This is a genomic window from Flavobacterium sp. GNP011, from assembly GCF_056428925.1.
Map to the genome: position 1 here is coordinate 120032 of NZ_JBWJVJ010000013.1, position 12790 is coordinate 132821.

The 12790-nt window shown below is 31.0% G+C and carries 13 protein-coding genes; 10 read left to right on the forward strand and 3 right to left on the reverse strand.

Annotated elements, in window-relative coordinates; all coding sequences use genetic code 11:
* Nucleotides 1-147: 147 nt before the first annotated feature.
* Genes AC061E_RS11635 through AC061E_RS11645 form a run of 3 tightly spaced genes read left to right on the forward strand, consistent with a single transcriptional unit; the run spans nucleotide 148 to nucleotide 5905 of the window.
* Nucleotides 148-2802, forward strand: a complete 2655-nt coding sequence (locus tag AC061E_RS11635; protein WP_478286387.1) for a gliding motility-associated C-terminal domain-containing protein — start codon at nucleotides 148-150, stop codon at nucleotides 2800-2802.
* A gap of 27 nt (nucleotides 2803-2829) precedes the next feature.
* Complete coding sequence (locus AC061E_RS11640) at nucleotides 2830-3765, forward strand: PorP/SprF family type IX secretion system membrane protein (protein WP_478286388.1); 936 nt, start codon at nucleotides 2830-2832, stop codon at nucleotides 3763-3765.
* A gap of 10 nt (nucleotides 3766-3775) precedes the next feature.
* On the forward strand, nucleotides 3776-5905 hold the full coding sequence (locus tag AC061E_RS11645) for an OmpA family protein (RefSeq protein WP_478286389.1): 2130 nt from the start codon (nucleotides 3776-3778) through the stop codon (nucleotides 5903-5905).
* Nucleotides 5906-5990: 85 nt separating this feature from the next.
* On the opposite strand, the gene AC061E_RS11650 is transcribed toward AC061E_RS11645, so the two are convergent.
* From AC061E_RS11650 to AC061E_RS11660, 3 genes are all read right to left on the reverse strand, one after another.
* Complete coding sequence (locus AC061E_RS11650) at nucleotides 5991-6635, reverse strand: response regulator (RefSeq protein WP_478286390.1); 645 nt, start codon at nucleotides 6633-6635, stop codon at nucleotides 5991-5993.
* Nucleotides 6619-7287 carry a sensor histidine kinase gene (locus AC061E_RS11655; protein WP_478286391.1) on the reverse strand — a complete coding sequence of 223 codons (669 nt, stop codon included), beginning with the start codon at nucleotides 7285-7287 and terminating at the stop codon, nucleotides 6619-6621. The genes AC061E_RS11650 and AC061E_RS11655 overlap by 17 nt, the downstream gene beginning before the upstream one ends.
* 749 nt (nucleotides 7288-8036) lie before the next feature.
* Nucleotides 8037-8465 carry a hypothetical protein gene (locus AC061E_RS11660; RefSeq protein WP_478286392.1) on the reverse strand — a complete coding sequence of 143 codons (429 nt, stop codon included), beginning with the start codon at nucleotides 8463-8465 and terminating at the stop codon, nucleotides 8037-8039.
* A gap of 273 nt (nucleotides 8466-8738) precedes the next feature.
* Here AC061E_RS11660 and AC061E_RS11665 point away from each other — a divergent pair, with 273 nt between their 5' ends.
* The 7 genes from AC061E_RS11665 to AC061E_RS11695 all read left to right on the forward strand — a co-directional run bounded on the left by AC061E_RS11665 (nucleotide 8739) and on the right by AC061E_RS11695 (nucleotide 12754).
* Complete coding sequence (locus AC061E_RS11665; RefSeq protein ID WP_478286393.1) at nucleotides 8739-9605, forward strand: hypothetical protein; 867 nt, start codon at nucleotides 8739-8741, stop codon at nucleotides 9603-9605.
* 18 nt (nucleotides 9606-9623) lie between these two features.
* Complete coding sequence (locus AC061E_RS11670; protein WP_478286394.1) at nucleotides 9624-10022, forward strand: hypothetical protein; 399 nt, start codon at nucleotides 9624-9626, stop codon at nucleotides 10020-10022.
* A 29-nt stretch (nucleotides 10023-10051) separates the two neighbouring features.
* Nucleotides 10052-10735 carry a hypothetical protein gene (locus AC061E_RS11675; protein ID WP_478286395.1) on the forward strand — a complete coding sequence of 228 codons (684 nt, stop codon included), beginning with the start codon at nucleotides 10052-10054 and terminating at the stop codon, nucleotides 10733-10735.
* A 68-nt stretch (nucleotides 10736-10803) separates the two neighbouring features.
* The gene (locus AC061E_RS11680) at nucleotides 10804-11133 is read left to right on the forward strand and encodes a hypothetical protein (protein WP_478286396.1); all 330 of its coding nucleotides are present in this window, start codon (nucleotides 10804-10806) and stop codon (nucleotides 11131-11133) included.
* On the forward strand, nucleotides 11105-11350 hold the full coding sequence (locus AC061E_RS11685) for a hypothetical protein (protein ID WP_478286397.1): 246 nt from the start codon (nucleotides 11105-11107) through the stop codon (nucleotides 11348-11350). The genes AC061E_RS11680 and AC061E_RS11685 overlap by 29 nt, the downstream gene beginning before the upstream one ends.
* Nucleotides 11351-11356: 6 nt before the next feature.
* Nucleotides 11357-11851: a hypothetical protein gene (locus AC061E_RS11690; RefSeq protein ID WP_478286398.1), complete on the forward strand. Its 495-nt coding sequence runs from the start codon at nucleotides 11357-11359 to the stop codon at nucleotides 11849-11851.
* A gap of 3 nt (nucleotides 11852-11854) precedes the next feature.
* The gene (locus AC061E_RS11695; protein WP_478286399.1) at nucleotides 11855-12754 is read left to right on the forward strand and encodes a S8 family serine peptidase; all 900 of its coding nucleotides are present in this window, start codon (nucleotides 11855-11857) and stop codon (nucleotides 12752-12754) included.
* Nucleotides 12755-12790: the final 36 nt, after the last annotated feature.

Sequence of the window (12790 nt, forward strand, 5' to 3'; positions counted from 1 at the left end):
AGTTTTTATAGCCCTGCACTTTTGTGTAGGGTTATTTTATTTTAAAAGACCTAAAATTCATATAAAATAGCTTTAATTTCCTATAAAACATATATTTTATAAAAAATGTTAAAAAAAAGTGTAGTTTTGTTTAAATATATTTTTAATATGAACAGAAAAGTACATTTTTTTTCTTATAAATTTTTCGTTAGCTTCTTTTTTTACATCTTTTTATTTACAACTACTTATATTTCTTATAGTCAATGTAATGGAATTGCTGGTACTGACAACGTAGCGCTGGATATTTGTGATGTTGCAAATATTTCGAGTAGGAACATAGATCTTAAAGTGCAACTTGGTGGACATACTGCTGGTGGAATTTGGAGAGATGAGGATAGATCAGGTGGGCTTAACAGAATAACAGGGATTTTAAATGCTCAATTAATTCGTCGTAGCGGAACATATAGATATTCCTATACCGTAACAACTACTTCAGGCTGTATTGATACTGCTATTGTTACTGTTCGAATAGGAGGGTACACGGGGGTTCCTGGTGCAAATACCTCTGTTTGTAATACTGAATTTGCTTATAATTTATTTGAAGCATTTAATGGTGATTTTCTCCCACCACAGATAGGAGGTACTTGGGTAGGCAATACTACTAATCTTGGTTTAACCAATAATACACTTAATACCACAAATTTAAATCCGGGTAGTACTTATGAATACACCTACTCAATTCCAGCAATAGGATCTTGTCCAGCTCCACCAGATGTTAAAATATTCGTAACTATTTATCGTTCTCCTATTTCTGGAATCCCTGATGAATTAAAATTATGTTCTAACGAATTGAATTCTTATACGAGTTATAATCTTTTTGATGGTCTAAAAGGTGAAGATTCAGGAGGTATATGGAGAGAAACTGGTACAGATGAGCTAGACAATAACGATGATACAGATTCTGTTATTAATATTCAAAATTTATACAATACACGTGGTCCTGGTTTGTATCGATTTACGTATACTGTTTTTTCAGATAATAATGTGTGTGTAGATCAAACGTCTGTTTTATTTATTAATTTAGAAAGACAGTTGGATTATACAGGTGCCACTTTACAATTAAATGCTCCAATTTGTGAAAATGATCTTATTAATACTTCAATTACAGCATCAATAAGAGATGTTGTTGCTATCCCAAATGGTATATACACTGTAACGTATACAATTTCTGATAATTCAAATGTATTTTCAACAACTCAAAACTTTAACAATAACGTTTTTACTTTTCCTATAGCATCAAGCAGTTTTAGCATATCGGGTAATTATACTGTTACTATTTTAAGCATTGTGAGTGCATCTACTTTAGGAATTTGTACTAATATTATTCCTAATATTTCAGGGTTAGTGATGATTAATGCTATTCCACAAATTGATAACGCTACTATACAAATTGACCCTGTATGCCAATTAACAAATGCTAATGTTGCATTATCAGGACCATGGAATCTCATAGATGGAGATTATAGTATTGTGTATTCTCTATCTGGAAGTAATACTCTTGTTAATCAAACTATGAATATTTCAGTGCGTGGAGGGGTGTCTTCTTTTATAATTCCTACATCACAAATTCCAAATACAGGAACTACTATTTTTACAATTAGTAGAATTACTAATTTGACCACAAATTGTACCAATACAGTTACTCTATCTAGATCTTTCTTGGTTAAAGCGCTACCAGATTTGCGCAATTTATCAGTTGCTATTAGAGCGGTTTGTAAAGATCAGCCCGTAATTGTAGAACTTTCGGGATTAGGGAATTTAAGCGCTATAACAATTAGTTACTCTTTGTCTGGTGCCAATACTAGCGGTGTTCAAATGGTTCCTTTGCTTGTTAATGCTGGTAGAGCCACTTATACCATTCCTAGTTCATTTATTCCAAATTCTGGGATTTCATCATTTAACTTATTAAGCCTTTCAGATTCTAGTTCAGGCTGTTCTGCTTCGATAAATGCTAATGCTACAAATATCGTAATTAATGCCTTGCCAAATGTCCCATTGACTAGTAATCAGGAATTTTGTAAGTTGCAAAATGCTACCGTAGCTAATTTAGTACCTAATGGCCCTCAGTACAGGTGGTATAATTCCATAACGAGTACTACTATACTTCCTGTTTCAACTTTATTGCAATCAGGAAATTATTATGTAAAAGAAGTTAATGCAACTACAGGATGTGAATCCAGTTTGGCTCTAAATCAAGTTGTTATTAATGAATTGCAAACTCCTGTACTACTTCAAAATGGAGAAAAATTTTGTGGTTTAGATTTGCCTACTATTCAAAGTTTATCAAGTAATGTAACTTCAAATGGAACTGTAGTATGGTATAATGCTGCTATAGGAGGAAATTTATTACCTAACACAGCATTACTGATAGATAATGGAATATATTATGGTTTTGATTCAACAAATGCAATCAGTTGTTTGTCTACAACTCCTTTACAAGTTATAGTTTCACTTACCAATTGTGATGCAACTCCTGAATTTTTTATTCCAGATGGGTTTTCGCCCAATGGAGATGGCGTAAACGATACCTTTTCTATTCCAGATATTGATTTTATTTATCCTAATTATGTATTAGAAATATTCAACAGATACGGAAGTCTCATGTATACGGCTAATAGAAACAAGCCAAAATGGGACGGTACTTCGTCAGACTCTAAAACAAGTAGCAACGGAAAAGCGCCTGAAGGAGTTTATTTTTATGTTATTCACTTCAATAAAGGAGGTATTTCCCCTAAGCAAGGACGTCTTTATTTAAACAGATAACAATCTTTATTTTTTAAAAAATAGTACATGAAAAAGTTCATACTACTTTCAAGTCTTTTCTTGATAATTACAAAATTAACGGCACAACAAGACCCTCAATATACCCAATACATGTTTAATATGAGTGTTTTGAATCCAGCTTATGCTACTGGTATTGAATCTAATTTAAATTTGGGTGCCTTATATAGATCACAGTGGGTGGGTGCTGTGGGTGCACCAAAAACATTGACATTATTTTCACACATGCCTGTAAATGAAAAAGTAGAAGTAGGGTTTTCATTAATATCTGATGATATAGGCGGCGGAGCAAAAAAAGAAAATAATTTTTTTGCAGATTTTGCTTATTTAATTGAGTTTAATAACAATCACAAAGTATCTTTTGGAGTAAAAGCAGGATTTACCAATTTACAAACTAATTTTAATGGTTTTGTTTTTGAAAGCGGTGATCCAGGAACAGATGATGCTTTTTCAGAAAATAGAAATGACATCATGCCGAATGTAGGTGTTGGAGCCTTTTATTTTACAGACAACTATTATGTAGGTTTGTCTGCCCCAAATTTATTAGCCACAAAACAATTTGAAAATAGGTCAGGAACCAATTCCTTTAGTAGAGAAAACACCCATGTTTTCCTAACAGCTGGATATGTATTTAAAGTATCTGAACAATTCAAATTTAAGCCAGCTGTTATGTCAAAATACGTTTCAGGTGCGCCCATATCTCTTGATGTCACTGCAAATGTTTTGTACAATGAAAAATTTGAGTTTGGAGCGGCATATCGTTTTGGAGATGCTATAAGTGCTATGACAAATGTGAAAGTAACACCGAGCATTCGTGTTGGTTATGCTTATGATTATAATACTTCTAATTTAGGTCAATTTAACTCTGGAACACATGAGATTTTTGTATTGTTTAATTTAGATTTATCTAGCAAAGGATATGATAAATCACCACGATTTTTCTAAGACATAAATTATGAAAAAAATATACTTGCTCTTATTGGTATTTTCAATCCAATTACTACATGCACAAGACGAAAATTTAAAAAGAGCTAACCGACTTTTTGAACGCACTTTTTATAAGGAAGCAATTCCATTGTATAAATCAATAATACAAGATAATAATTCGCAAATTGTAATTCAAAACCTTGCTGACTGCTATTATTATACCAATGATTTTAATACTTCTCAGTATTACTACAAACTTTTAATTACAAATTTTGGAAATGAAGTTGGAGAAGAATATTATTTTAAATATTCACAAACTTTAAAAGCATCTGGAAAATATGATGAAGCTTATACTGTTTTACAAAAATATTATGCTTCCTTATCAGATAAAGATGTTTTGATAAAGTATCAAAAAGGCCTTCAAGTTCTTGAAAACGTTACTGCTATTGGGGATAGATACCAAATTAAAAATTTGAAAATAAATACACCCAATACGGAATTTGGAGGCTTTATTACAGGTAATTCTTTTGTATTTGCAGGTGTCAAATCTAAAACGGGTATGTTTGATAAACGTTTTAAATGGAATGGAGAATCATATCTTGATTTGATGGCAATTCCGTTACGCAATGTAAATACAGTTGACTCAGTAGCCACTAGTTTTGACAACAAAATAAACACAGCTATGCATGAATCAAATGCTGTATTTACAAAAGATGGGAAAACCATGTTTTTCACCAGAAATAATTATAAAAAAGGCAGACGCGGAAAAAATAAAGATAAAGTTTCTAATTTACAGTTGTTTAGAGCTTCATGGCATAACGGAAAATGGACAAATATAATTTCGTTGCCTTTTAACAATGATAATTATTCAACAGAACATCCAGCATTAAGCATGGATGAAAAAACATTGTATTTTGCTTCGGATATGCCAGGAACATTGGGTTCATTTGATATTTTTTCAGTAGAAATTTACGGAGATACTTTTGGGGTACCTGTTAATCTAGGTAATACAATTAATACTGCTCGAAAAGAGCAATTTCCATTTGTATCAAAAGACAACAAATTGTATTTTTCTTCAAATGGACATGAAGGGTATGGTGCATTAGACGTATTTGTTTCGAATTTACAAAATGGAGTTCCTACGCAAGCCGAAAATGTTGGGTTACCCATAAACTCGGGGTATGATGATTTTGCTTTTTTTATTAATTCAGATATAAAGGAAGGTTTTTTCTCCTCAAACCGTTTAGGAGGTATTGGAAGTGACGATATTTATTCGTTCACAGAAGACAAACCATTGATTATTGAAGATTGTAAGCAATATATAACTGGAATTATTACAGATATTGATACTAAATTACCATTAGATAATGTCTTGGTACAATTACTAAACGCTGATGGTGAAATAGTACAAAATAGCACAACAACTAGCGAAGGTAAATTAAGTTTTGAAGTATTATGTAAATCCACCTATAAAATTACTGCAGAGAAAGACAATTATACTTCAGCATTCAAAAAAATAGTAGTTAATGCTGAGCGCAAAAAGAATAATGATGCTTCCATGCAAATTAAATCAAATGAGGTAATTAAACGAGAGCAGCAACTTGTTTTAGAGGAAGAAGAGAGAAATAGGCTTACAGCTCTAACTTTGCAACAAGAAAAAGAAAAAGTAGCTCAAGCTGAGAAAATTAAAAGCATAGCGTTAAATGCAAAAAGAAATCAAGAATTAGCTGAAGCCAAAAAAACTGAAAAAGTTGCTACTATTTTAGCAAATGAAAAAGATGTTGTTAAAGATAAAGACCGCTTAATCATCAAGACCGATCCTATTTATTTTGATTATAATTTATGGTACATCAGAAAAGACTCAAAAACTATCTTGAATAAAGTTGTTGCTTTGATGAAAAAATATCCAGAAATGATAGTAGAAATAGGTTCCCACACGGATAATAGAGGAAATGAAAAATTTAATAAAGACCTATCTCAAAAACGAGCACAGGCTACAAGAGATTACTTTTTAGAGCAAGGAATTTCACCCAAACAAATATTTGCAAAAGGATATGGTGAATCAGTTCAAATTATAAAATGTATTCCTGAAGAGAGCTGTACCGAAGAAGAGCACGAGCTCAACAGAAGAAGTGAATTTGTAATAAAGAGTTTGTAAAAAAAGGATTCATATGAAAATGCCCCAAAAAGTGATTCGCTTTTTGGGGCATTTTTTATGGAATTTATTGTGTAAAAATAGAATTTTAAATAATAACGATTTTGTTTTTTATAGCATAAAGTACAAGGCCAATTCTAGTTTTAATTTCAAGTTTTTCAAATAGGACTTCTCTATAACCATCGATTGTTTTTGGACTTAAACACATTTCATCTGCAATTTCCTTGTATGTTTTTTCGGTACAGGCTAGTTTTAAGAAAATGAGTTCTTTTTCTTTTAAAATAATTTTTTTACTATCACTATCAATTCGGTTAATCAAAATAGATGAAACTAACTCAGTAAAATAATAGCCTTTTTCAATTACCGCAATAATTGCTTCTTGAAAAATTTTTGGACTAGTATCTTTTAGTAAATATCCTTTGGCACCATTGGTTATCATTTTTATGATGGTTTCATCATCATTGTTTACTGAGAGGGCTATAACGTTCAAGTTGGGTTGGTTTTCCTTTATCCATTTAATGGTGCTTAGTCCATCTAAAATGGGCATATTAACATCCAAAAGTACAAGATCAACAATGGTGTCAGGGTTTTCTTGAAGATGATTAATAAATTCTTTGCCATTTTCGAAGCTATTAACCACTTCAAAATCATCAAAACTATTTATTAAGAGTTTTAAGGATTGAGAAAAGAGTAGATGATCATCTACAATAATTATTTTATTGGTAGTCTTCATGATTTGTGGTTAAAGGATAAATTAACTTAATTGAGGTGCCATTATTGTTTGAATGTATATCAATTGATGCTCCAATAAGTTGAGCTCTTAGTTTCATGTTGTTCAATCCAGAACCGGTAGATAATTCATTGATATTGTATCCAATTCCGAAATCTGTTAAGGTAAATAGAAAATAATCTTTTGAGGTTTGAATTGTGATTTCAAAGGTTTCACTATGCGAATGTTTTAAACTATTGTGAATGGCTTCTTGAAAAATTCGGTAAATAAATAATTCATGTTCAAAATGTATTTGTGGTGAAATTCCATCCCAATTTAAAATACATTTGATTTTCTTTAATTTTTTTATTTTATCTAAGTCTAGTTGTATTGCTTCAATGAAATTGCATTGCAAGGTATTTTCTTTATTAATTATTCGCGATAAAATTCTAATTTCATCTAGCGCATTTCCAATGATTTCTTTTAAATCATTGAGTTCTTTTGGTTTGACAATCTTTTTTTCATCATATAGAAATAAGTTGAGTTGCATTATGGCCACAGATAAAATTTGACCAATATTATCATGAAGTTCTTTACTAATTTCTGATAAGGTTTGATCTTTTATCTCTATTCTTGTTTTAACTAGTTCAGATTGAAAATAGTGTTTGGATTTCATTTGTTCAATCAAAAAAGAATTCTTTTTCTTTGAAAAATAGAAGAACAAAGTCAATAGTATTACAATTAATGTAAAGAAAACTATACTAAGTGAAATAATTAATAGTTGTATCTCTTTTCGCTCCATAAAAATCCGATGATAAAACAGCCGTTCATTAATAGATTCAATATAAAAAGCACTAAGCTAAATATTGATTCATCATTTTTTATTAAAAACCATTTTATGGCAAGCATAAAAGGTAAGAAAGGGACATGGAAAAGTAATATTCCAAGAATAAACCAAAAGTAAATTGATTTCTTGAAATTAAGTATATTTTTAGAATTAAAAATTTCTATGAAATAACAACATGATAAAAGCAAAACAAAAACTACTCCAAGTGCAAAACTATTGGTGAATACCGTATCGTTATGATATTGAAAATAGTAAAGGTTAAAAAAGTAAAATAAATAGAAGATAATTAAGAAGCAAATTGCTATTCTTTTAAATTCTAATTTATATAAGAGCGCGTACAACAATACGATATAAGCAGTAAAACTAGCTAACATATAAAAATTATAAACTGAAAAATTAATTAATCCAGTCCATAATGTAAAGTATTTACCTATAAATTCTGTTAAAAACGAAAATACTATTATGAATAATATAAATTTAGCTTTACTATTAGGCAATTTGTAATAGAATCGAAATCCTATTATACTTGATAATAAAGCTAAATAAATTATATAAAATCTTAAATCTTCAAACATTTATTAGATATAAGGAATTGGAGGAGGGTTACCAATTGAGCCATAATTTAATGGAGCAATATTCAAGGAATCATCATTTACAGAGGATCTTTCCATTATGGTTATCTCATTTGTTTTTTTTATTTTCTTTTTCCCTGTTGGTGCTAAAAAAATAGTTGTTAAACCTGCTTTTTCAGCATATGCTTTATCTTCAGGATATGCCCCAAAATGAAAGCGTATACCATCAATTTCACCTTTTTGCTTTTTTGCTTCAGCTTTTATGTAAGCAATATAGTTCTCTAATTCCACAATAGAAAACCAAATCGCATTGGCATCTTCTTTTTTTATGGCTTCCTTGATCAAAGGATATCTGGTTTTATTATAATTTTCATTTAGCAATTTAGCAAATTCCTTTGTAATTAGTTGTCTTGGTTTTACTTGTTTTTGTTCCATAATGTTTTTTAGTTAAGGTTAATTTTTTTTAAAAGGCAACGGGACAAAACTATTTTAATTAATGAGATATGACAAGGGGAAATACACCCTTTTTCTATCAGTTATTTCTATTTTTTTTCATAGAGGAAAAACCGCCATCAAAAAGGGTTAAATCACTCTTTTACAAAATGATATAAAAATTCAATTTTACCAAATCAAATTAGTGCACAAATTGATAGGTGAAATCTGAAAAACCTAAAAAGAGTAAGAAACAATTATTTACAACTAGAAATTATGAGTTTATATCACGAAGTTTTTCAAGGGGAGTCGTTTAGTGAACAAGATTACTTTGAAGCAGTTAGATATGTTTTAGGACCTGAATATTCAAATTTAGGCGAAAGCGAGTTAGAAAATGCCCTTTTATCAAGAGTAGATCAAATGTCAGAAAGCGAAGCTGAAGGATTTTGGTCAAGCTTAGGGAATGTAGCCAGTAGTATAGGTTCTGGAGTCTTGCGTGGCGTTTCTACCATTGCTCCAATGGCGGGTACTGCAATTGGAACTTATTTTGGATCACCACAAATAGGAGGTGCGATCGGAGGTTTGGTTAGTAATCTAGCAGGTTCTGGGGCTACTGCTTTATCAAATTACAATCAACAAAATCAGCAAAGACAACAACAGCCACAAAGAAGATATTCACCACCACCACCACAGCGACAACATCAAAATCCGCCATCGCAATTTAGACAAACGGTTAATAATACTGGTCGTTATTTAGCGAATGCTGGAAGAGCTGCTTTGCCAGCAATCAATCAATACATTCAGGACAATCCAGTGCAATTGAATCCACAAGCGAGACAAGATATTGGTAGGGTTCAAAATCTGTATGGTCAATTGGGTGGTATCATCAATAATCCACAATTTCAAGCAGGACAAGCGCAACAAAGTTTAGGAACAGCTAGTCCAAATGCACCAATTGAAAGCCACTCGTTTGCAGAATTGATTGAAAACGTGAATTATTTGACTGAAAACATTTTGTATGAATACTACAATGGTGGATTTATACCAAGTGAGGATTATTTTGTAAACGATTATGGTCAGTTAGTGGGTAGTAATGGACCAAGCAGAATCAATCGAGTACAAACATCGATTGCAAGTTTGTAAATATAAAAAAAAGATAGTATGGAAGCGTATATACAAATGTTGAAAGAGCAAAATCCAGAAATGGCAAAATATTTTGAGATGATGCAACCTATGATGGAAAAAAAAGAAACTATAGAAGAAACTCCTTTTATTGATTTAGAATTGGAAGAAAAAATCAAAAAAATGAAAAGGATAAATCAAAAGTTATTCGCCATCGTAGAAGAATTAAAAGCACAACTAAATTTTGAATTATCACAAAACGACGACATCGCAAAAGCCATTGGTGCTTGCACCGAATGTTTTGGAGAAAATATAGATTGTACAGAATGTTTTGGTACTGGAAAACCAGGAAGCAAAGTGCCCGATTTTATTCTGTTCAACAAGTATGTACAACCAGCTATACTAAAATACAATAAACATTATTTCAATAAAAATTAAATACATATTAACAATTAAAAATTAAAGTTATGAACTATTACGAAAGTTATTTAGACGAAGATTTATTAAATGAAGATTTATTAAACGAAGATTTACTAGAAAGTTATGGAGAAAGTTTTGATGAAGCAAGATCAAACAGAAGACCATTGGCTAGAAGAATAAATCCATCAGTGAGTCCAGGCGTTAGACAACGTTCAAATTTCGGAAACAATTTGAGTGGAAATTCAGCAGATTATGCTACAAAAAGCGACTTGAAAAAATCATTAGATATTATTTCTAAAGATGTAAATGAACTTAAAACCACCACTATTGCTACCAATAAAGCTTTAGTTTCATTAGATGCAAAACACACACAATTAGCAAAAATTGACCTTCAAAAGAACGACAATCAAACTAAAGTGTTGAAAAATATGCAAATGATGAACATGATGGGTTCATTATTAAATCAGCCAAAATTGAATTTGGAAAATCTTAAAGTTGAAGATGGGAAAATTGTAAAATCTGGAGATAAAAATCCTATTGAAGTAGATATGACAATGTCTTTAATATTACCAATGTTAACTACAATGGGGGATTCAGGGTCGGGAAAATCATCAGATAACATGAATATGATGTTACCTCTGGTTTTGATAATGAGTCAAGACAAAGACAATGATAGTGATAGCAAGAAAATGCTGCCATTAGTGTTAATGATGTCTATGATGAATAAATAAAAATACTTGGGCAGTAAAATATTGCTGCCCAATTATTTCATTTTTTTAACAATTAAAACATAGAAACTATGAATCCACTTAATCTAATAATGAGTTATTTTATAGCAAATAGCAGAGCGGATTATTATAATGTAAAAGATCCACAAGAAATTCAAAGAATGGGTATCATTGCTGGCATGATATCTACAAATCCTATAATTAGTTATTTACTTATTGAAAATAAAGCAAAAGAATTGGAAGTAATTCCTGCTAGAAATCCTGCTTCAACTGGAACGTGCACTCAAGACAATACATTGCCAGGAGGTTCAACAACTCCAACTAATACAACAGATCCTGTTTTGAAAAAATTTGGTGAGCCTGATAAAAAACTTGGGGATAATCAAAAAAGCGATTGGTGAGCTTACCAAAAAAGTCGAAACCATTCAGAAATCTTCACAGGAAAATAAAACCGCAATAGAAAGTATTAATGTCAAAATTGCTGAACTACCAAAAATCATAGAAAGACTTGATTTATTAGAGAAAAAAGTAGAAGCGATTAGTAATGTTAACCAAGCGACTGTTCATAATGTTAACCCAACAACCGTTACTGAAGTAAAACCAATCACAAAAAAATAAAGCACAATGGAAACTAAAACCACAGTTAAAGCTGATGAGATATTAAAAACACTCAAAAAAATAGATCAAAAAATAGATCAATTAGAAGCAAATAGTATTGAAAATTTATCAAAACTTATTGATGATAAATTTCAGAAAAATTTTCTAAAAGTTGGAAGTATTGAAACTCAAAAACTTTCAAAAGAAGTGGATTTGCAAATCAAACATTTTCAATTACAAAATGAAATTGCAAGTTTAGCCGATCGTAAAAAAGAAATCGAGAAGTTACATTTAGATAAAAACAGGGATAAACTTTCTATCGTTGATCAAGAGATTTTATCAAAAATGGTTGAAATGTCTAGTGACGGTGGAATTTTAGATAAATTTTTTAAAGCAATAAGTAATGACGGTGATTTTTCTTATTTCAATTTACTATCTATTTCGTTTTTAAGAAATTCAATTTTTGATTTAGAACTAAAACTATCAAATTTAGTAATACAGCCAGAACCTGTAATACCATAAACAATGGATCCGCGACTAAAAATAATACTTTACGGAAACCAAGAAGAAGAACTTTCACTATTAATGCGGTTGTCAAATTCAAAACTGTATCCTAAAAACTGCAAAGTGATTTCGCAATTTGGAGATATAATAAGTTGTAGGATAAAAAGAAAATTTTTAAACCAAGTTTATGACAGTCCAGAGGTGAAAAGTTTAAAAGCACCAAGAGTTATTCCGTCAGACGATTTTTTGAACGAAAAAGGAAGAAGATACAAATACAAGTCAAAAACAGTAATCAATGATAATCAAACATCAAAAGTGGTTTTTGGAATAGTTGATTTTGGGTTCGATTTCACCCATCCAGATTTTATAAATAATGGAAAAACAAGATTTGAAAAAATTTGGGTGCAGTCCGAAAAAAATGATGGTAACAAGTTTGGTTATGGTAAGTTTATTGACAAAAATCAATTAAATGATGCCTTGGACGATGAGTTTCCATTCAAAAAAATAGGCTATCATCCCGGAAAATCTGATTTGTTTGGTACAGGATCACACGGAACGCATGTGTTAGGTATTGCTTGCGGAAACGGAAGTGTAGCCAACAAAAGTTTCGCACCAAATTGCTCCATAATTGCTGTTGATATGGGCTCAAATCTGGTTAATGGTTCAAATTTATCACTTGGAGATTCAGTAAAACTAATCGAAGGATTGGATTTTATTTTAACTGAAGCAGGTAACAGACCAGTTGTAATTAATATGAGTCTTGGTGGTCACGGAGATGCACACACTGGGCAAACTCTAGTAGAACAAGCTATAGATAATCTCTTAACTTCAAGAAATAGTACCGCAATAGTGCAAAGTACAGGCAATTACCATCAGGCAAAAGCACACACTTATGGCGATATAATAACCAAGGAATTTTAATTTTTTTGTTGGTTTTTATATCGCCATAAGTGTGTG